The sequence below is a fragment of the Streptomyces sp. PU-14G genome, assembly GCF_041028275.1.
GTDB lineage: Bacteria > Actinomycetota > Actinomycetes > Streptomycetales > Streptomycetaceae > Streptomyces.
This window is the reverse complement of sequence record NZ_JASKYT010000146.1, coordinates 1-18,317: the sequence shown is the minus strand read 5'-3', so window position 1 is coordinate 18,317 and position 18,317 is coordinate 1. Positions and strand designations below refer to the sequence as shown.

The window sequence follows — 18,317 nt, the reverse complement described above, 5'->3', positions numbered from 1 at the left end:
CCGTGAACAGCGCCGCGTCGACGGGCACCTCGGCGGCTCCGGTCAGCAGGGTCGCCGGGCCACGGTAGAAGTTGTCCATGAGGCCAGTGTGGCAGCGGGGGCCCGGCTCGGCAGCACCGTCGGCTGCCGCCCGGTCGGGCCCCGGACCGACAGAGCCTTCGCGGGGCGCGGGACCTACGGCCGGTGTGCGGGCACCGGCCCTTCGCCGGAGACCTCGACCGGGCCGAAGCCGCTGCCGCGGATGGCGATCCGGCCCTCCCGCCCGTCGATGAGCCGCAGCCGGGCCGTGTCCCCCTCCACCCGCCGCCCGCGGGAGCGGGCGGCGGGGTCCGACGGCCGAGCCGACGTGCGCTGGGGGTCAGTTCGCCTTGCAGGCGTTCTGCGAGGCAGGGCTCAGCAGCGCGACGATCGGGTTGCCGCAGACGTTCAGACCGAGGTCCAGGACGTCCGGGTCGTTGTACTGGCCCGGGTGCGGGTCGCTGCTGGCGGCCGTCGCGGTGCCCGCGGTCCCGCCGAGCACCGCGACGGCGCTGAGCAGGCTGGCTGCGATAGCGGTACGAATACGCATGTTCGCTCCCATGAGAGGTAGCTGTTGTCTCCACGTCCACCGTGGAGGCATGGGTACGTAGCGCGCATTTCGGACTACTCCGGGCGTGTGCCCGCGCTGGTACCGTGCCTGACGAGGCGCAGAGAAGGGGGCGCGCATGAGCGGGAAAAGGCCGCGCATGAGCGGAGAACGGCCGCGCGCGGGCGGGGAAGGCCAGTCCGCGCGGAGCCCGGAGTGGCGCGCACCGGACGCGGGCGCCCGAAGCAAAGGACAGCGGGCCGAGGAGGCGCTGCTGCCCGGGAGCGAGCCCGTCGAGGAACCGGGAAGCAACCCGGCCGCAGGCCCGAAGAACGTCCTGTGCCGCATGTGCGGCCAGCCGTTGCGCGACCGCGACTCCCGCCTCTGGGGGCTGGGACCCGCCTGCCGCCACAAGCTCGCCGTGCGGACCGCGCCCGTGCCGCCCGCACAAGAGGTCGCACAGGACGCGCTGCCGGGACTGTGAGCCGCGGCCCGCCCGGGCCGGGAGGAACCCCGGGCGCGCCCCCGCACGTTCCCGGGGCGGAGTGGCGATCATGGTGCTCAGAGCCACCCGGCGAAAGGCGACTGACGTGTCACAGCCACCGGACCCCGACCGTCACCGACGCGACGCCCCCCGCTCCCGCCGAAGGCCCCGCGCCGGCACCGAGCCGGTGACCGCACGCAGCGATCTGCCGCTGCGCACGCTGCTGTCGTCCGTCGGCATCCCCCTCTTCGCCGCGGCGACCGCCCTTCTCGCCTGGTGGGCGGCCTCCTCGGGCCCGCACAGCTCACCGAGCGACCGCGTGCTGAGCGTGCTGGCGGCGCTGTGCGGGGTACTGACCCTGGGCGCGGCCGTCGACCTGTTCGTGGTGCGCCGCCGCCGCGCGCAGGAGCGCGCCTCCCGCTGACCGCCTCCCGCTGACCCCCGCGCCGCGACCGTCCCGCAACGCCGCTCATCAGCCCACGGACTCGCCCGCGTGCGGGCTCACCACCCCGGCCGCGATCAGCGCGAACAGGACCAGGCCCAGCACGATGCGGTAGAGGACGAACGGCATGAAGCTGCGGGAGGAGATGTAGCGCATGAACCATGCGATGACCGCATAGGCCACCACGAACGCCAGCACCGTGGCGAACAGCGTCGGCCCCCAGGAGACGTGGCCCTCGCCGATCTCCGCCAGCTCGAACAGGCCCGAGGCCAGCACGGCGGGCACCGCCAGCAGGAACGAGTAACGGGCCGCCGCCTCACGCCGGTACCCCATGAACAGGCCGCCGCTGATCGTGGCCCCCGAGCGGGAGACGCCGGGCACCAGCGCCAGCGCCTGCGCGCACCCGTAGAGGAGCCCGTCGCGGACGGTGAGCTGTTCCAGTGACTTGCGCTCCCGCCGCGCCCGGTGACGGCCGCCTCGCGCGTCGCGGGCCGCCATCCGGTCTGCGACACCGAGGACGATGCCGAGCCCGACGAGCGTGGTGGCGATCAGCCGCAGATCGCGGAACGGGCCCTCGATCTGGTCCTTGAAGGCCAGCCCGAGCACCCCGATGGGGATCGAGCCGACGATGACCAGCCAGCCCATCTGCGCGTTGTGGTCCCGCCGGGCCTCCCTGCTGTGGAGTGAGCGGAACCAGGCGGCCAGGATGCGGCCGATGTCCTTGCGGAAGAAGATGAGCACCGCCGTCTCGGTGCCGATCTGGGTGACGGCGGTGAACGCGGCGCCCGGGTCCTTCCAGCCGGCGAAGGCCGCCACGAGGCGCAGATGGGCGCTGGAGGAGATCGGGAGGAACTCGGTCAGTCCCTGGACGAGTCCGAGGACGAAGGATTCAAACCAAGACATCTGCGGTGGGGCTCGTCCCTGTGGTCGTCGGTGTCAGCGGTGGTGGGCGGAGGCCCTCACCGCCGCCGCGCGGTCGTGCGCGGCCTCGGGCTCCGCCCCGTCGTCGGCGCCGGCCGTGGCAGCCGTGGCGGCCGGCCCCGTCGCGTCCGTCGCCGGGCCAGGTACGTCTGTCGCCGGGCCAGGTGCGTCCGTCGCCGCGCGGTGCGGCCGCGCGGCGTCTCGCGCTCCGTCCGGCGCGGCTTCCCCGCGGCGCAGTTGAGCCCGCTTGCGCCAGGCGAAGACGGCCCCCGCAAGGCCGGAGAGCGCGATGAAGCCGAAGGAGGCGAGGAAGACGGGCGAGGTCGGTGTCGCCGCGCTGGAGCCGGCGATCACGTACGCCGCCGTGTTGGGCACGGAGCCCACGGCTGTCGCGGCGAGGAAGGCGATCCAGCGCATGCGGGAGACGGCGGCGCCGTAGTTGGAGGCCGCGAACGGCACGCCGGGCAGCAGTCTGATCACCAGCATGGAGCGGAAGCCGTGCTTGCTCAACTGCCGGTCGGCGGCCGTGATCCAACGGCCGCGCAGCAGGGTGCGCAGCGCGTCCTGGCCCAGCAGCCGGCCGAGTCCGAAGGCGATGCCCGCGCCGATCACCGTTCCGGCCGTGGCCGAGAACGTGCCCGCCTGGGCGCCGAAGAGGACGCCCGCCGCGACGTTGAGCACGGGGCGTGGCACGAACGCCGCCGTGCACAGCCCGTAGGCGGCGCCGAAGAGGGCGACGGCGGCCCCGCCGGCGACCTGGGGCGGCCAGCCGTGGGAGAGCAGGCGCTGGGGCTCATACAGCAGCATCGCCGTGGCCGCGCCGCACAGAAGGACGGCGAGGAGGGCGAGGCGGGTCCAGGGAGAGAGCAGCGTCTGGGCGAGACGGCCGGGGAGTCCGTCTGGCTGCGTGGCGGGGACGGGCACGTGGGGAGCGTAACCGACGAACCGGTCCTTCCGCCGTTCGAAGGCGTGCGGAAAGTCCGAAAGATTCCCTCCCGGAACGGTGTTCGCCCACCGTCCACCCCGCTTCCACCTGTGCGGAAGGCGACCGCGCCGGGCCTGCGGCCGACTTGGCGAAAACCGTTCGACGGGCGCCAGCCGGCTCGGGGATGATCGGACGGTGTTCCGGCAGCTCGACATTCCGACTCCGGCCGCGGTCGCGGCCGGTGCCCGGGCTGCCGCCTTCCTGACGCGGGACGTGTCCGCCTGCCCCCTGCTGTGCGGCGCCGACGGCCGCCGACGCTGACCCTTCCCGGACCGCACCGAGGACCCCACGGGGAAGGGTCGGTCCTCCCCGGGGTCCCGCTCGCCACCCCGTCACGGCCCAGGAGGGCACCCGTGTCCGCGTACACCCGTCCGCACCCGCTTCCGCACCTGACCATCGGCACGCTGGGGCCCAGGGGGCACGGCAAGACCACGCTCGCCAGGGCGCTCTCGGCCGCCCGGCCCTGCGCCCTCCGCGCCGCTCCCGACCTGTACCGGCGGCGGTTCGGCTACGCCACCGACACCCGGCGCTACACCGTGCTCGACCCCGCCGACGACCCGGACCGTTTCGACCCCGCCGACGACCCGGATCGTCTCGACCCCGCTGACGACCCGGACCGTTTCGACGGCGCCGACGACCCGGCCCGTCTCGACGGCGCCCTGCTGGTCGTCTCCGTCCTGGAGGGCGCGAGGACCGGCGCCGCCGCTCACCTCGCACACGCCCGCCGGGCGGGTCCGCTCCCGCTCGTCGTCGCCCTCACCAAGGCCGACCAGGGCAGCGACGAGCTGACCGACCTGGTGGAGGCCGACGTACGGGCCCTGCTGACGGCGCACGGTCACGCGGGGGACACGCTCCCCGCCGTCCGGGTCTCGGCGCTCGGCTCGCTGGCCGGCGACCCGCGCTGGCGGGGCGCCACCGAAGCGCTGCTCGACGCCGTCGACACCTACGTCCCCCTGCCGGGGGGCGGGGAAGGGAGAAGGGGGCCCCGCGACCCCCGCCCGGTCGGGTGATCCCTCGCCACCCGCACAATGGGACGGTGGACACCGAGCCCGACGGGGAACATCTGCCCCGCACCCGAACCGTCGCCGGCGGCGCGGCCAAGCTGATGCCGGACATCGACCGGCCGCGGGGCTGGCTGCTGACCCTGGACGGCGCCCCGCAGTCCTACGTCGACCTCGACGCGCCCGAGCACCTGGAGTTCGAGTACGCGCGCCGTGTCGGCCATCTGCTGGACCTGGCGGCGGCCCCCGGAGAACCGCTGGACGTGCTCCACCTCGGCGGCGGCGCCCTCACGCTGCCCCGCTACCTGGCCGCGACCCGGCCGGGCTCCGGGCAGCGCGTGGCCGAGCCGGACGCGGAGCTGGCCGCCTTCGTCACCGCGTACCTGCCGTTGCCCGCCGGCGCGGACATCCGCGTGGAAGCCGCCGACGGGCGGGCGATGCTCGAAGGCGCCCCCGACGCCTGCGCCGACGTGGTGATCTCCGACGTCTACGGAGGCTCGCGGATGCCGGCCCACCTGACCACCCTCTCCTACGCCCGGCAGGCGGAGCGGGTGCTGCGCCCCGGTGGGACGTACGTGGCCAACCTCGCCGACGCGGCGCCGTTCCGCTTCCTGGGCTCCCAGCTGGCGACCTTCGCGGCGGTCTTCCCCTGGCTGGCGCTGCTCGCGGAGCCCTCCGTACTGCGCGGGCGGCGGTTCGGCAACGTGGTGCTGCTCGCCTCGCGCCACGAGCAGGCCTGGGAAGAGCTCGCACGGCGCTGCGCGGCCGATCCGTTCCTCGCACGGGTGGTGCACGGGCCCGAGCTGCGGCGGCTGGCCGAGGGCGCGCGCCCCGTCGAGGACGGCGACGCCGTGCCCTCCCCGCAACCGCCGGACGGCGCCTTCAGCATCGGCTGAGGGCGCCGTCGGGGGCCTGGGCGCCGCAGGGGGCGCCCCGGAGGGCGTAGCGGATCAGCCGCGCGGCTCCTCGCCGCCGGCCGGCGCCTCGTAGTTGCGGAGGCTGCCGGTGATCTTCTTGATGGTGGCCTCGGAGAGCTCGTCCTTGACGCCCGCGTCGGTGTAGAGAACGAAGATGGCCAGGTCACCGTTGGTGTTGATCCAGGAGACCGTGACGGCCTTGCCCGCGCTCGTGGAGCACTTGTCCTCCTTGGGCGCTCCGGTGACGGTCGCGGTGGCGGTGTGGCCCTTGATGCCGTGCTCGTTCTTGAACGCCTTCGGCTTGGAGACCTTGAGGGTGCCCTTCTGCTTCTGGTCGTAGCCCGCGATCACGAAGTTGCCCGCGGCTATCTTCGCGGCCTCCTTGGTGTTCTTCGAGCCCTGCCCGCCCTTGGTGCCCACGGCGGCGCGGCTGGACTCCTTGCACCAGTTGTCCTTGTAGTAGGCGGGCGCGGACATGGCGACCAGGACCTTGCCCTTGTCGTCCTCGAAGCCGGTGATGGTGCCCTGGCTCTCGACGGTCCAGTCGTCGGTGTCGGGGACGTCGAAGGCGGAGTACCACTTGGGGTTGATGACGGTTTGCCAGCCGGCGACGACGGGCTCCGAGGGGTCCTTCGCGTCGTCCTCGCCGCCTCCGCCACCGCCGGGGTCGGCCTTCTCGGTCTTCTTCGGCTCCTTCGCCGCGGTGGGTGAGGTGGACTTGTCGGCCTCGTCCTTCTTGCCGTCGTCGTCCCCGCCGATGAGCATGAAGCCCGTCACCGCGGCTGCGGCGACCGCCACCGCGACGGCGGCCGAGATGATGACCGTCTTCTTCCGGCCACCGCCCCCGCCGCTCTTGGGCGGCTGCGGGCCTCCCGGGACACTGGCCGGACCCCACTGTCCGGAACCGGCGGCGCCGGGCTGCTGCCCGTACGGGTACGGGGGCTGACCGGGCTGGCCCTGCTGCCCGTAGCCCGGCTGGTCCGTGGGCTGCTGCCCGTAGCCGGGCTGCCCGGCGGGCTGTTGTCCGTAGCCGGGCTGGCCTGTCGGCTGTTGTCCGTAGCCGGGCTGGCCCGACGGCTGCTGCTGCCCGTAGCCGGGCTGCTGGTAGGGGTTCGGCTGTTGATAACCCGGCTGCTGGTACGGGTTCGGCTCCCCCGGGTTCTGCTCGCCCCCGGGCTGCTGCTGTCCTGGCCACATGGCCGACAAGCCTATGGTGCGACAACCGCGCGGAACACGGCCGCCCTCGGATCGGTACCGACCCGCTACACGACAGGAGTCGGAGCGCGACGAAGAACCGCACCACTCATCGGTTACCCGGTGGTAACGTGCGGGCATGACGACAGAGTCACAGCCGGACATAGGCGCATTGATGACGGCATCCGTGCCGATGGCCCGCACCCTGAAGCTCGAGTACCTCGAGACCTCGCCCGAGCGGGTCGTCGTCTCGCTGCCCGACCAGAGCGAGTACCACAACCACGTGGGCGGCCCCCACGCGGGAGCGATGTTCACTCTCGCCGAGTCCGCGAGCGGTGCGGTGACCCTCGCCGCCTTCGCGGACCAGCTCTCCCGGGCGGTGCCGCTGCCGGTGCACGTCGAGATGGACTTCAAGAAGCTCGCCAAGGGCGTCCTCACCGCCACCGCCGAGCTCGGCCGCCCGGCTGCCGACGTGGTCGCCGAGCTGGACCGGGGGGAGCGCCCCGAGTTTCCGGTCAAGGTCGCCCTCACCAGGGCCGACGGCGCCGTCACCAGCGAGATGACCATCGTGTGGACGCTGCGGCCGAACGGCTGACCCGCCGCACCCACGGACCAGGAGCGTGCGCCGGTCGGCGCGATCCCGTCGGCGCACGCCCGCCAGCCGTCGAGTAGGCTTCCGAACTCGAGCCCGAATGCCGTGGAAGGAAGCCGTAGTTGCACATCCAGGAGTGGCTGGAGCACATCCCGGCCGTCAGCGTGTACCTCCTGGTGGGGGTCGTCATCGGCCTGGAGAGCCTGGGCATCCCGCTCCCCGGCGAGATCGTCCTGGTCAGCTCCGCGCTGCTCGCCTCACAGCAGGGCCACATCGACCCGGTCGTCCTGGGCGTGAGCGCGACCGCGGGCGCCATCATCGGTGACTCGATCGGTTACGCCATCGGCCGCAAGGGCGGCAAGCCGCTGCTGGAGTGGCTGGGCCGCAAGTTCCCCAAGCACTTCGGCCCCGCACACGTGGCCACCGCCGAGCGGTCCTTCCAGCGCTGGGGCATGTGGGCGGTCTTCTTCGGCCGCTTCATCGCACTGCTGCGCATCTTCGCCGGACCCCTGTCGGGCGTGCTGAAGATGCCGTACTGGAAGTTCCTGACGGCCAACGTGCTGGGCGGCGCGGTCTGGGCGGGCGGCACGACGGCGGTCATCTACTACGTCGGCATCGTCGCCGAGGCGTGGCTCAAGCGCTTCTCGTGGCTGGGGCTGGTGGCTGCCGTGCTCATCGGCGTCGCCTCCATGGTCATCGTCAAGCGCCGTTCGGCGAAGGTGGCCGCCGCCTCGGCGGAGGAAGACCCCGCAGGTGCCGCCCAGGGCGACACCCCGGGCGCCACCGAGGGGGCCGCCGCGGACGGGGCCGCCACCGACGGGACTGTGGCGGACGACGGCCGGGCCCCTGGCCCTGTCGCGGGCGCGGCCGACAAGGCGGCCCCCGCTCCGGCCCCGGCCGGGGACTGAGGCCTCGGCGCGCGAGCGTCGGCGGGGCACGGCAGCGAGTGGAAACAGGACGCGGAGCGGAGAGCGGCGTGGCGGAGCGAGGGCTGACAGTGAACGTCGGAGGGCATGAGCCCCGCCTGGACGCCGACGCGTTCTGTGCGCCGGCCTCCGTGGTCGCCGGTGAGGTCACCATGGCCGCCGGATCGAGCCTGTGGTACGGAGCGGTGCTGCGCGCCGACGCGGGGCCGATCGTGCTGGGAGAGGGCAGCAACGTGCAGGACAACTGCACCGTCCACGGCGACCCCGGCTTCCCCGTCACCATCGGGGAGGGCGTCACCGTCGGGCACAACGCCGTGCTGCACGGCTGCACCGTCGAGGACGAGGTCCTCATCGGCATGGGCGCCACCGTCCTCAACGGTGCCCGGATCGGCGCCGGCTCCCTCGTCGCGGCCCAGACCCTGGTGCCCCAGGGCATGGTCGTCCCGCCCGGCTCTCTGGTGGCGGGCGTGCCCGGCAAGGTGCGAAGGGAGCTGACCGACGAGGAGCGCGAGGGCATCAGGTTCAACGCGACCGCCTACGTCGAGCTCGCCAAGCAGCACCGCGAGGCCGCGGTCGGCGAGGGAACCGCCGGGTCCTGAGGCGCGCCCCCGGGTTACCCGTGAGGAACCTCACCGGGGGCCGCCGTCCGCGCGGACGCTACCGTGACGACGTGCCATCGATCCAGAACACGTTCTCGTTCCTCACCTCCCGTGCGCTGCACGGGGTCTGGCGGCGCGTCCAGGAGGCAGGCGCCGTCACGGCCCGGCGCCCGGGCCCTTACGCGTTCCGCAGGATCGGGACCGGCACCCGGCTCGCCTTCCCGCAGGGCACTCTCTTCGGCACGCCGTGGATCGAGTTGGGCGACCACTGCGTCGTCGGCCAGGACGTGACGCTGACCGCCGGGATGATGCCGGACCTCGACCTCGGGCCCGACACCGTGCTGCGGCTCGGCAACGGCGTGGTCCTGGGGCGGGGCAGCCACATCATCGCGGACACCCGCGTGAGCGTCGGAGACGACGTCTTCTGCGGTCCGTACGTCTACATCACCTCGACGAACCACTCCTACGACGACCCGGCGCGTCCCGTCGGCAAGCAGTGGCCGCGCACGGCTCCGGTGGAGATCGGTTCCGGTAGCTGGATAGGCGCTGGTGCCGTCATCCTGCCCGGCGCCGCTCTGGGACGGAACGTCGTGGTGGCGGCGGGTGCCGTCGTACGGGGGGAGGTGCCCGACCACGCGGTGGTGGCCGGTGCCCCCGCGAAGGTGGTGCGGCGGCTGGATCCGGAGGCGGGCTGGCAGCCGCCGCTGCGCACGCCGGCGCCTATGCCGGTTCCCGAAGGTGTCACTCCCGAGCAACTGGTGGCGCTGGCCGATCTGCCCGAGCAGCCCGGAGACGGGAAGTGAGGCGCCGGCGGCCCGCACCGTCAGCCCGAGGCGAGCAGCACGGTGCCCAGCAGTGCCAGCCCGGCGCCCGTGGTCTGCACGGCACGCAGTCTCTCCTGGAGCACACCCCGCGCCGCCAGCGCGGTGACCACCGGATAGAGCGAGGCCAGTACGGCGGCGACGGTGACGGGGCCGTGCTGGGCGGCGACCGCGTAGGTGCCGTTGGCGGCGACGTCCGCGAGGCCGACGAAGGCCAGTGCGGGCAGCGATGCCCACACCGCCCGCATGCCCCCCTCCGGCAGCGCGGGGGTGCCCCTGCGCACCGAGGCGTAGAGCGCTCCGCCGCCCACGACGACGTTGACGACCCGCTGGACGAACAGCGTCAGGAAGAGTCCGTCGACGGTCGGCGAGGCCTCGGCGACCAGGCTCATCGTCGCGCCGAAGCCGAAGGCGGCCACCAGGGTCAGCAGGACCGTCCGCTGCCGCACGGGCGCTCCGCCGCCGCCCACGCCGCCCGCCAGCACCACACCGGCGACGGCGACCAGGGTCCCGATCACCTGCACGAGGCCGGGCCGCTCGTGGTGCAGCACCATGCCGACCGCCACCGGAACCGCGACGCTGCCCAGGGTGGCCACGGGGGAGACCACCCCCATCGGGCCGATGGCCAGCGCGCGGTAGAAGCACAGCATGGAGACGGGCCCGATGGCTCCCGCCGCCACCGCGCACCACAGCAGCCGGGCGTCCAGCTCGCTCCAGGCGCCCGTGGCCGCCACGACGACCGCGAGCACCGCGCAGGCGGCGCCCTGGGAGACGACGACCACCGTCAGCTCCCGCATCCGCTTGCTGAGCAGCCCCCCGCCGAAATCGGCCAGCCCCCACAGGAGGCTGGTGGCCAGGGCGAAGACAGCGGTCATGGCGGAACCCCTCGCAGTACAGTGTGGTGAACGCTCAAGTCCAGCACACCGTAGTTCAACACAGTGCACTCTGTCATTGATTATTTTGGATGGTGCGGAACACCGTGACGGACCTCGACCAGCTCACGCAAGGCCTCGCCCGCAACCTGAAGAGCCTGCGGGCCGAGCGCGGCTTCACCCTCGACGCCCTCGCGGCGCGCGCCGGCGTCAGCCGCGGCATGCTCATCCAGATCGAACAGGCGCGCACCAACCCGAGCGTCGGCACCGTCGTCAAGATCGGAGACGCCCTCGGCGTGAGCATCACCTCGCTGCTGGACTCCGACCAGGAACCGCAGGTCAGGATCGTCCCGCCCGAGCAGGCCATCCGCCTGTGGTCCACCGACACCGGCAGCCACAGCACCCTGCTGGCCGGCACCGAGGCGCCCGGGCCGCTGGAGCTGTGGCACTGGAGACTCATGCCGGGCGACGCCAGCACCTCCGACCCGCATCCGCCCGGCACCACCGAACTCGTCCACGTCACCGCAGGCACCCTCACCCTCGACGTGGACGGCGCCGGGCACGCCCTCCCCACCGGAACCTCCGCCTGCTTCGAGTCCCACGTCCCGCACGGCTACCGCAACGACGGCACCGAACCCGTGGAGATGACGATGGCCGTCTCGGTGCCCGAACCGCGCTGACACCCCGCCCCGCTCCCGCTAGGGTGCCTGCCATGCGAGCGCCCATCGGAGACTTCGACAACGCAGTGCCCGCCCCCGACGCACTGGACCGGCTCACCGCGCCCGTGGCCGCGGCCGTCCGCGACTGGTCGGGCACCGTCACCGCCGACCAACTGCTGTACGTGGACACCGACCCGGCCAAGGCCGACACCGCCGTCTTCGTCGAGACGTACGGGCAGGACCTCTTGGGGGCCTCGGCCAACTGCGTCGTCGTGGCGGCCAAGCGCGGCGGCGAACGGGCCCTCGCCGCCTGCCTCGTCCCCTCCTCCGCCCGCCTCGACGTCAACGGCGCCGCCCGGCGCGGCCTCGGCGCCCGCAAGGTGTCCTTCGCGCCGCACGAGACAGCCGTCGGCGAGACCGGCATGGAGTACGGCGGCATCACCCCCGTCGGACTGCCGGCCGACTGGCCCCTCCTGGTGGACGCCGAGGTCGCCGCGCTGCCGTGGGCGCTGATCGGCAGCGGCAGCCGCAGGGGCAAGCTGATCGTGCCGGGCAAAGCACTGGCCGCCCTGCCGGGCGCCGAGGTCGTCGAGGGCCTGGGCCAACGCGGCTGACGTCCGGCCCGATCGCGGCGCCCGGCTCAGGCCTCGGTCGCGAGGTTGGCGCGCACGTCCAGCGAGAGCGGGATCGAGTGCTCGGCGAAGCCCAGGGACCTGTACAGCCGTTCGGCGTCCGGTGACGCGTGCAGGTCCACACGGGTCACCCCGCGGCGCGCGAACTCCGCCAGCATCGCCTCGGTCGTCGCCCGCGCATGGCCCCGCCCGCGGTAACGCGCGTCCGTGCACACGTTGAAGACGAAGCCGAACAGCCCCAGCGGGCTCACCGGTGCGGGCAGCCGCTCCTCGACCCGGCCCACCGCGCACGCCGCCAGGTGGGCGGGTTCGCCGGGGGTGTCACCGTCCACCACGAACGCCAGCAGCGGCGAGGACTCCTGGGCGAGCTGCCGATGTGCCACCCGCACGGCCTCCTCCTCCCAGGGGCCGGGCTCGTCCTTCCCGTGCATCTCGGCGAACATGAGGCGGCGCAGCCGCACGATCTCCCTCGCGTCGTGCGGTGTGGCCCTGCGTGTGATGCTCATGCCGGGACTCCCTCCTCCGCCTTGCGAGAGCACGCACGCACCGGAGCCCGCTCCCTGATCCAGCCAGATCCAAACGAAAGACCCTAGCGCACGCCCGGCTCAGCCGAGCCGGGGGATCTCGATCGCCGGACAGCGGTCCATCACCATCCGCAGCCCCGCGGCCCGGGTGCGCGCGTAGGCCGCCTCGTCCACCACGCCGAGCTGGAACCAGACCGCAGCGGCGCCGATCGCCACCGCCTCGTCGGCCACCTGCCCGGCCAGGTCGGAGTTGACGAAGACGTCGACCACGTCCACGGGGAAAGGGATCTCCCCCAGGTCGGCGTAGCCCCGCTCCCCGTGCACCGTCTCCGCCTTCGGATGGACGGGCACGATCCGCTTGCCGTAGCGCTGCAGCACCTCGGCCACCCCGTGGGCGGGCCGCGCGGTGTTGCCCGACAGGCCGACGACAGCCCAGGTGTCGCCGAGCTGTGTGAGGATGCTCCGAACCGTCGCGGAATCGCCGTACATGGTCTCGTCTCCTTCGTCGTGCCTCGCCTCGGGTGCGCTGCCTGCGGCAACGGCGGCAGCCCCGCGCGGATTCCCGCAGGGCGGGCCATAGGCTGGCCGGATGCAGCAGGAGCAGCCCGCGGGGCCCGAGAGTTACGCGACCGTCGCCGCCGAGGGCGTGCACGAGACCGAGGTCAACCGCTCGCGCTTCCTGTGCGCCCTCGCACCCGCCGCCACCGAGAGCGAGGCGCAGGAGTTCATCGCCCGCGTCCGCAAGAAGCACCCCGGGGCCAACCACAACTGTTCCGCCTACGTCATCGGCCCCGGAGCGGACATCCAGAAGGCGAACGACGACGGCGAGCCGGGCGGCACCGCAGGCGTCCCCATGCTCCAGATGCTGCTGCGCCGCGAGGTCCGCTACACGGTCGCCGTCGTCACCCGCTACTTCGGCGGCGTCAAGCTCGGCGCGGGCGGTCTGATCCGCGCCTACGGCGGCGCCGTGGGCGCGGCCCTGGACGCCCTGGGCACCGTCACCCGGCGCCGTTTCCGGCTGGTGACCGTCACCGTGGGACACGAGCGGGCGGGCCGGCTGGAGAACGACCTGCGCGCGACCGGGCGGGAGGTGCGCGACGTGCGGTACGGGACCGAGGTCACCATCGAGCTCGGACTGCCCGAGCGGGAGCTGGAAGCCTTCCGAGGCTGGCTCGCCGACGCCACCGCGGGGAGCGCGGGGATCCAGGTGGGCGGCGAGGCGTTCGGAACCGTATGAGCCACCGTATGAGCCGCCGTATGAGCCGCCGTATGAGCCACCCGACCCACGAAGCGCGGACGCGCTCCGCGCGGCGGATCCGCCGGGTGGCGGCCCGCGTTGTCAGTGGCGGGTCCTAAGGTCGTTGACCATGCGTCTGCTGCACACCTCGGACTGGCATCTGGGCCGGAGTTTCCACCGCGTGAGCCTCCTCGACGCCCAGCGCGCCTTTCTCGACCACCTGGTCGCCACCGCGCAAGAGCGTGCGGTGGACGCCGTCCTCGTCGCCGGCGACATCTACGACCGCGCCGTGCCCTCACTGGCCGCCGTCGAGATGTTCGACCACGCCCTGCACCGCCTCGCCGAACACGGCATCCCCACCGTGATGATCTCGGGCAACCACGACTCGGCCCGGCGCCTGGGAGTCGGCTCGAAGCTGATGGGCCGCGCGGGCGTGCACCTGCGCACCGACCCCGAGGAGTGCGGCACCCCGGTCCTGCTGCCGGACGGTGACGGGCACGGCGAGGTCGCCGTCTACGGGGTGCCCTACCTCGAACCCTCCCTGGTGCGCCACGCCCTCGGCGCCGGCACGGGCAGCCACACCGCCGTGCTGCGCGCCGCCATGGACCGGGTGCGGGCCGACCTGGCCACCAGGCCGGCGGGCACCCGCTCCGTGGTCCTGGCGCACGCGTTCGTGACCGGCGGCGAGGTCAGCGACAGCGAACGGGACATCACGGTCGGCGGCGTCGCCTCCGTGCCCGCGTCCGTCTTCGACGGAGTCGACTACGCCGCGCTCGGACACCTGCACAACTGCCAGACCCTCACCGAACGGGTGCGCTACTGCGGCACGCCGATCGCCTACTCCTTCTCCGAGGCCGGACACCCCAAATCCATGTGGCTCATCGACCTGGGGCCGGGCGGCGAGGTGGCGGCCGAGCGGCTGCACTGCCCCGTCCCGCGCCCCCTCGCCCGGCTCCGCGGCACCCTGGAGGAGCTGCTGGAGGACCCAGCCCACGAACGGCACGCCGCGTCCTGGGTGGAGGCCACCCTCACCGACGCCGCCCGCCCGCACGATCCGATGGCCCGCCTGGGCAAGCGCTTCCCGCACCTCGTCAGCCTGGTCTTCGAGCCGGAGCGGGAAGAGACCGACGACGCGCGCTCCTACGCCGTACGCCTGAAGGGCCGTACCGACCGGCAGATCGCCGAGGACTTCGTCGGCCACGTGCGCCCCGGCCGTGCCGCGGAGCCCGAGGAGCGCGCGATGCTGGGCCAGGCGCTGGAGGCCGCCCGCGTGGCGGAGAGCGAACAGGACGAGCCGGCGGCCACCCCCCGGACGGTTCCCGCGGCGCGGTCCGCCGCCGCCGGCCACCGCGCCGCACCCGAGGGGGCCCGGTGAGGCTGCACCGGCTCACCCTCACGGCCTTCGGCCCCTTCGGCGGCAGCCACACCGTCGACTTCGACGCCCTCTCCGCCGCCGGGCTCTTCCTGCTGCACGGCGCCACCGGCGCGGGCAAGACCTCCGTGCTGGACGCCGTCTGCTTCGCCCTCTACGGCAGCGTTCCCGGCGCCCGGCAGCAGCCGGGCGGCTCTCTGCGCAGCGACCACGCTCCACGGCACACCCTCACCGAGGTCGTGCTCGAACTGACCGTCGCAGGGCGCCGACTGGAGATCACCCGCGCGCCGGAACAGCTGCGGCCCAAGGCCAGGGGCAGCGGGCTCACTCGCGAGCGCGCCCGCTCCGAGCTGCGCGCCTGGGACACGGGCACGGCGCAGTGGCGGGGCCTCAGCCGCTCCCACCAGGAGATCGGTGAGGAGATCGGCCAGGCCCTCGGTATGAGCAAGGACCAGTTCTGCCAGGTGGTCCTGCTGCCGCAGGGGGACTTCGCGCGGTTCCTGCGGGCGGGTGCCGAGGACCGGGCCAAGCTGCTCGGACGCCTCTTCGACACCGGCCGCTTCGCCGCCGTCGAGGAGGAGCTGGCCCGCAGGCGCAAAGCCGCACAGCACGACGTCGTCGCGGCCGACGAGGAACTGCTGGCCCTCGCCCACCGCATGCGGCAGGCCGTCGGTGACCCGGCGGAGCTGAGCGAGGGGCCTGGCGCCACCGTCGCCACCGGCCCCGTGCCCGCGTCCGGCGGCGACGCGATGCCCGGCCGGCGAGCCGCTCCGACGGCCACCGCGTCCCCGGACACCGGCCGCAAGCCCGTCGGCGCCACGGCGGCACGCGCCGCCAAGTCCACCGGGCGAGGAGCGCGGAGCTCCGGGCGCGGGGGCGAGGGCGCCGAGCGCACCGCGCTCGCCCCCGGCGACGCGGGACTCGCGGACGCGGTCCTGGCCTGGGCGGCGCAGGCCCGCGGCCACGCCAGGGAACGTCTCACCTCGGCGGCCCTTGCCGCCGAGACGGTCCGTGAGCGGCACGTCACCGCCGTGCAGCGGCTGGAGGAGGCCCGGGAACTCGCCCGCGCCCAGCAGCGGTTCGCCCGGGCCCGGCAGCGCGCCGAGGAGCTGGCCGCGTCGGGGGCTGAGCACGACGCGCTGCGGCAGCGGCTGGAGAGCGCCCGCGCGGCCGAGGCGGTCGTGCCCGCTCTCCGCCTCCACGACGCCGCCCGCGAGGAACACGCACGCGCCCGCGCGGCGGAACGGGACGCGCGGGCCCGGCTCCCCGAGGCACTGGCCGAGGCGCCCTGCGAGCGGCTCACCGCGCGGGAGCGGGAGGCGAGCCAGGAGCTCGGCGCCCTCGGGGCTGCCCGCGAGGAGGAACCGCGGGTCGCCGGTATCGAGGCGGAGGTGCGCAGGCTCGACGCGGAGGCCCGCGCCGACGAGGAGTTGCTGAGTGAGGCGGAGGAGTGGCTGGCAGGGTGGGAAGACCGGCGGCGCGCCCTCCAGCGCCGGGTGGACGACGCCCAGGAGGCGGCCACCCGGGCGGAACGTCTCGCGGGCCGGCTCCACCCCGCGCGCGCCCGCCTCCAGGCGGCCCGCCGCCGCGACGCGTTCGCCGCGGAGATCGACACGGCCGTGGAGGCTCTCCAACGCGCTCGTGAACAGGCCGCCGAGGCCAAGGAGCGCTGGCTGGCCCTGCGGGAACGCCGGCTGCGCGGCATCGCGGCGGAGCTCGCCGCCAACCTCACCGCGGGCCGGCCCTGCGCGGTCTGCGGCTCCCACGAGCACCCGGCCCCCGCCCGCGAAGCGGCGGACCACGTGGACCGCGCCTCCGAGGAAGAAGCGCTCGCCGCTTCCCAGCGCGCGGGCGAGCTGCGGGAGTCGGCCCGGCAGCGACTCGCGGCCCTCCGTGAGAGCCACGCCACCGCGGCGGGCGAGGCCGCGGGCGAAGCCGCCGCCGTGCCGGCGAGCGCCGTTCCGGGGAGCGCCGTGCCGGCGAGCGCCGATCCGGGGAGTGCCGACGCCGCAAGCGCTGTTCCGGGGAGCGCCGGTCCGGGGAGCGCTGTCTCTGCGAGTGCTGTGCGGGGGAGCGCCAGCGCGGCGAGCGTGGACGAAGCGAGCGTGGACCCGGCGAGCGCTGAACCTCCGAGCGCGGAAATGCCGAGCGCTGAACCTCCGAGCGCGGAAATGCCGAGTGCCGAACCTCCGAGCGTCGAGGCGCTGGCGGCGGTGGTCGACGAGTTGGAGAGCGCGCACGCTCGTGCGCACGCACAGGCGGCCACCACCCACCAGGCCCGCGAGGCGTTGGCCGCCGCCGAGCGGGAGTCCCAGGAGCGCGGCGTGGCGCGTCAGGAGGCCGAGCGCCGCGCCGCGGGACGCGTCTCCACCAGGGACGCACTCCAGCGTGAGCGCACGGCCCTCGTCGGGCGGCTGGACAGGGCGCGGGGCGAGGCGCCCAGTGTGGCGGCGCGCTACGCCCAACTGGAGCGCCACGCCGCGCTGTTGTCCGGGGCCGCCGAGGCGGCTCAGGTGGCGGAGGGCGCCGCCACGCGGCTCGACGAGGCCCGCGCGCACCTGGCCGAGGCCGCCCGTCAGGCCGGCTTCGCCACCGCGGACGACGCGGCGCGGGCCGTACTGCCCTCCTCCGAGCAGCGCGAGTTGCGGGAGCGCCTGGAGAGCCGGCGGGTCGAAGAGGCAGCCGTACGCGAGGAGCTGGCCGACCCGGTGCTCGCCGCGGCGGCGGCCAGGCCCCCGGCGGAGCCCGAGGCGGCCCGTGCGGCGGCCGAGGAGGCGGAAGGGCGCTTGCGCGCCGCCGAGGCCGCACACCACGCGGCGTGCGGTCGCGTCGAGGCGCTGGACGAGCTGGGCGAGCGCGCGGTGGCGACCGCCCGCCGGGTCGCTCCGCTGCGGGCGGCCTACGACAGGGTCGCCCGGCTCGCGGGGCTGACGGCGGGCACCTCGGCTGAGAACGAGCGGCGCATGCGGCTGGAGTCGTACGTGCTGGCCGCCCGTCTCGAGCAGGTCGCCGAGGCGGCCTCGGCCCGCCTCGAGCGGATGTCGGACGGCCGCTACACGCTGGTGCACTCGGGCGAGCGGTCCGGCGGGCGCGGCAGGTCCGGGCTGGGGCTGCACGTGGTGGACGCCTGGACGGGCGCCGAACGCGACACCGCGACGCTCTCCGGTGGCGAGACGTTCTTCGCGTCTCTCGCGCTCGCTCTCGGCCTCGCCGACGTGGTCACCGACGAGGCGGGCGGCTCCCGGCTGGAGACGCTCTTCATCGACGAGGGTTTCGGCAGCCTGGACGAGCAGACGCTGGACGAGGTGCTGGACGTGTTGGACTCGCTGCGCGAACGCGACCGCTGTGTCGGCATCGTCAGTCACGTCGCCGACCTGCGGCAGCGCATCCCCGCCCAGCTGGAGGTCGTCAAGTCCCGGGCGGGCTCCGCCGTGCGCCATCATGCGGCACCCGCCGCGGGCTGACGCCTCTTCCCGCCGCTGAGGGCGGGAAGAGGCGGAAGGGGCCGTGGGCGTGGCCCCGGGAGCCCGGGCGGGCCAGGGCCCCTTGCCCCCGGGGCCCGAGGGCAAGGGGC

At 74.3% G+C, this 18,317-nt stretch carries 20 protein-coding genes and 1 pseudogene; 13 read left to right on the top strand and 8 right to left on the bottom strand.

Annotation, left to right across the window (positions count from 1 at the left end):
* Nucleotides 1–174 precede the first annotated feature (174 nt).
* Nucleotides 175–300 carry a hypothetical protein gene (locus tag AB8Z75_RS18470; protein ID WP_369203337.1) on the bottom strand — a complete coding sequence of 42 codons (126 nt, stop codon included), beginning with the start codon at nucleotides 298–300 and terminating at the stop codon, nucleotides 175–177.
* 58 nt (nucleotides 301–358) lie between these two features.
* Complete coding sequence (locus AB8Z75_RS18465; RefSeq protein WP_369203335.1) at nucleotides 359–568, bottom strand: chaplin; 210 nt, start codon at nucleotides 566–568, stop codon at nucleotides 359–361.
* Between the two features lie 136 nt (nucleotides 569–704).
* Here AB8Z75_RS18465 and AB8Z75_RS18460 point away from each other — a divergent pair, with 136 nt between their 5' ends.
* Together AB8Z75_RS18460 and AB8Z75_RS18455 are read left to right on the top strand one after the other, a co-directional pair.
* Nucleotides 705–1,049, top strand: a complete 345-nt coding sequence (locus AB8Z75_RS18460; protein WP_369203333.1) for a DUF6011 domain-containing protein — start codon at nucleotides 705–707, stop codon at nucleotides 1,047–1,049.
* 106 nt (nucleotides 1,050–1,155) lie between these two features.
* Nucleotides 1,156–1,473, top strand: coding sequence for a DUF6343 family protein (locus AB8Z75_RS18455; protein ID WP_369203331.1), 318 nt, complete (start codon nucleotides 1,156–1,158; stop codon nucleotides 1,471–1,473).
* Nucleotides 1,474–1,521: 48 nt separating this feature from the next.
* Here AB8Z75_RS18455 and AB8Z75_RS18450 read toward each other — a convergent pair whose 3' ends face one another.
* Entirely contained in the window at nucleotides 1,522–2,394 is an 873-nt protein-coding gene (locus AB8Z75_RS18450) for an undecaprenyl-diphosphate phosphatase (protein WP_369203329.1), read from the bottom strand.
* A gap of 249 nt (nucleotides 2,395–2,643) precedes the next feature.
* Nucleotides 2,644–3,336, bottom strand: a pseudogene (locus AB8Z75_RS18445) (TVP38/TMEM64 family protein); the annotation flags it as partial.
* 414 nt (nucleotides 3,337–3,750) lie between these two features.
* Between AB8Z75_RS18445 and AB8Z75_RS18440 the strand changes: the two are divergent.
* Both AB8Z75_RS18440 and AB8Z75_RS18435 read left to right on the top strand, forming a co-directional pair.
* Entirely contained in the window at nucleotides 3,751–4,407 is a 657-nt protein-coding gene (locus tag AB8Z75_RS18440) for a GTP-binding protein (RefSeq protein WP_369203327.1), read from the top strand.
* A gap of 95 nt (nucleotides 4,408–4,502) precedes the next feature.
* Nucleotides 4,503–5,294, top strand: coding sequence for a spermidine synthase (locus AB8Z75_RS18435; RefSeq protein WP_369203341.1), 792 nt, complete (start codon nucleotides 4,503–4,505; stop codon nucleotides 5,292–5,294).
* Between the two features lie 54 nt (nucleotides 5,295–5,348).
* On the opposite strand, the gene AB8Z75_RS18430 is transcribed toward AB8Z75_RS18435, so the two are convergent.
* Entirely contained in the window at nucleotides 5,349–6,512 is a 1,164-nt protein-coding gene (locus AB8Z75_RS18430) for a hypothetical protein (protein WP_369203325.1), read from the bottom strand.
* 136 nt (nucleotides 6,513–6,648) lie between these two features.
* Here AB8Z75_RS18430 and AB8Z75_RS18425 point away from each other — a divergent pair, with 136 nt between their 5' ends.
* The 4 genes from AB8Z75_RS18425 (at nucleotide 6,649) to AB8Z75_RS18410 (ending at nucleotide 9,429) form a co-directional block, all read left to right on the top strand.
* On the top strand, nucleotides 6,649–7,104 hold the full coding sequence (locus AB8Z75_RS18425) for a DUF4442 domain-containing protein (RefSeq protein ID WP_369203323.1): 456 nt from the start codon (nucleotides 6,649–6,651) through the stop codon (nucleotides 7,102–7,104).
* A gap of 119 nt (nucleotides 7,105–7,223) precedes the next feature.
* A complete protein-coding gene (locus tag AB8Z75_RS18420; protein WP_369203321.1) occupies nucleotides 7,224–8,009 on the top strand; it encodes a DedA family protein in 786 nt (261 codons plus the stop codon).
* A 68-nt stretch (nucleotides 8,010–8,077) separates the two neighbouring features.
* The gene (locus AB8Z75_RS18415; protein WP_369203319.1) at nucleotides 8,078–8,626 is read left to right on the top strand and encodes a gamma carbonic anhydrase family protein; all 549 of its coding nucleotides are present in this window, start codon (nucleotides 8,078–8,080) and stop codon (nucleotides 8,624–8,626) included.
* 71 nt (nucleotides 8,627–8,697) lie between these two features.
* Nucleotides 8,698–9,429 (top strand): DapH/DapD/GlmU-related protein, encoded by a 732-nt coding sequence (locus tag AB8Z75_RS18410; protein WP_369203317.1) that lies wholly within the window; start codon nucleotides 8,698–8,700, stop codon nucleotides 9,427–9,429.
* 20 nt (nucleotides 9,430–9,449) lie between these two features.
* Here AB8Z75_RS18410 and AB8Z75_RS18405 read toward each other — a convergent pair whose 3' ends face one another.
* The gene (locus AB8Z75_RS18405; protein WP_369203315.1) at nucleotides 9,450–10,322 is read right to left on the bottom strand and encodes an EamA family transporter; all 873 of its coding nucleotides are present in this window, start codon (nucleotides 10,320–10,322) and stop codon (nucleotides 9,450–9,452) included.
* Between the two features lie 104 nt (nucleotides 10,323–10,426).
* Here AB8Z75_RS18405 and AB8Z75_RS18400 point away from each other — a divergent pair, with 104 nt between their 5' ends.
* The gene (locus AB8Z75_RS18400) at nucleotides 10,427–10,999 is read left to right on the top strand and encodes a helix-turn-helix domain-containing protein (protein WP_369203339.1); all 573 of its coding nucleotides are present in this window, start codon (nucleotides 10,427–10,429) and stop codon (nucleotides 10,997–10,999) included.
* 32 nt (nucleotides 11,000–11,031) lie between these two features.
* A complete protein-coding gene (locus tag AB8Z75_RS18395; RefSeq protein WP_369203313.1) occupies nucleotides 11,032–11,592 on the top strand; it encodes a YbaK/EbsC family protein in 561 nt (186 codons plus the stop codon).
* 26 nt (nucleotides 11,593–11,618) lie between these two features.
* On the opposite strand, the gene AB8Z75_RS18390 is transcribed toward AB8Z75_RS18395, so the two are convergent.
* Nucleotides 11,619–12,116: a GNAT family N-acetyltransferase gene (locus AB8Z75_RS18390; protein WP_369203311.1), complete on the bottom strand. Its 498-nt coding sequence runs from the start codon at nucleotides 12,114–12,116 to the stop codon at nucleotides 11,619–11,621.
* A gap of 99 nt (nucleotides 12,117–12,215) precedes the next feature.
* A complete protein-coding gene (locus AB8Z75_RS18385; RefSeq protein WP_369203309.1) occupies nucleotides 12,216–12,623 on the bottom strand; it encodes a CoA-binding protein in 408 nt (135 codons plus the stop codon).
* A gap of 100 nt (nucleotides 12,624–12,723) precedes the next feature.
* Here AB8Z75_RS18385 and AB8Z75_RS18380 point away from each other — a divergent pair, with 100 nt between their 5' ends.
* From AB8Z75_RS18380 to AB8Z75_RS18370, 3 genes are all read left to right on the top strand, one after another.
* Nucleotides 12,724–13,371, top strand: a complete 648-nt coding sequence (locus AB8Z75_RS18380) for a YigZ family protein (RefSeq protein WP_369203307.1) — start codon at nucleotides 12,724–12,726, stop codon at nucleotides 13,369–13,371.
* Nucleotides 13,372–13,501: 130 nt separating this feature from the next.
* Nucleotides 13,502–14,746 carry an exonuclease SbcCD subunit D gene (locus AB8Z75_RS18375; RefSeq protein WP_369203305.1) on the top strand — a complete coding sequence of 415 codons (1,245 nt, stop codon included), beginning with the start codon at nucleotides 13,502–13,504 and terminating at the stop codon, nucleotides 14,744–14,746.
* Nucleotides 14,743–18,207, top strand: a complete 3,465-nt coding sequence (locus tag AB8Z75_RS18370) for an AAA family ATPase (RefSeq protein WP_369203303.1) — start codon at nucleotides 14,743–14,745, stop codon at nucleotides 18,205–18,207. The genes AB8Z75_RS18375 and AB8Z75_RS18370 overlap by 4 nt, the downstream gene beginning before the upstream one ends.
* Nucleotides 18,208–18,317: the final 110 nt, after the last annotated feature.

Bases quoted from the DNA above. Each gene is read 5' to 3' on its own strand.
- AB8Z75_RS18390 (WP_369203311.1), bottom strand. From the start codon at position 12,116: ATGAGCATCACACGCAGGGCCACACCGCACGACGCGAGGGAGATCGTG.
- AB8Z75_RS18435 (WP_369203341.1), top strand. From the start codon at position 4,503: ATGCCGGACATCGACCGGCCGCGGGGCTGGCTGCTGACCCTGGACGGC.
- AB8Z75_RS18425 (WP_369203323.1), top strand. From the start codon at position 6,649: ATGACGACAGAGTCACAGCCGGACATAGGCGCATTGATGACGGCATCC.
- AB8Z75_RS18385 (WP_369203309.1), bottom strand. From the start codon at position 12,623: ATGTACGGCGATTCCGCGACGGTTCGGAGCATCCTCACACAGCTCGGC.
- AB8Z75_RS18450 (WP_369203329.1), bottom strand. From the start codon at position 2,394: ATGTCTTGGTTTGAATCCTTCGTCCTCGGACTCGTCCAGGGACTGACC.
- AB8Z75_RS18430 (WP_369203325.1), bottom strand. From the start codon at position 6,512: ATGTGGCCAGGACAGCAGCAGCCCGGGGGCGAGCAGAACCCGGGGGAG.
- AB8Z75_RS18405 (WP_369203315.1), bottom strand. From the start codon at position 10,322: ATGACCGCTGTCTTCGCCCTGGCCACCAGCCTCCTGTGGGGGCTGGCC.
- AB8Z75_RS18380 (WP_369203307.1), top strand. From the start codon at position 12,724: ATGCAGCAGGAGCAGCCCGCGGGGCCCGAGAGTTACGCGACCGTCGCC.
- AB8Z75_RS18465 (WP_369203335.1), bottom strand. From the start codon at position 568: ATGCGTATTCGTACCGCTATCGCAGCCAGCCTGCTCAGCGCCGTCGCG.
- AB8Z75_RS18375 (WP_369203305.1), top strand. From the start codon at position 13,502: ATGCGTCTGCTGCACACCTCGGACTGGCATCTGGGCCGGAGTTTCCAC.
- AB8Z75_RS18460 (WP_369203333.1), top strand. From the start codon at position 705: ATGAGCGGGAAAAGGCCGCGCATGAGCGGAGAACGGCCGCGCGCGGGC.
- AB8Z75_RS18395 (WP_369203313.1), top strand. From the start codon at position 11,032: ATGCGAGCGCCCATCGGAGACTTCGACAACGCAGTGCCCGCCCCCGAC.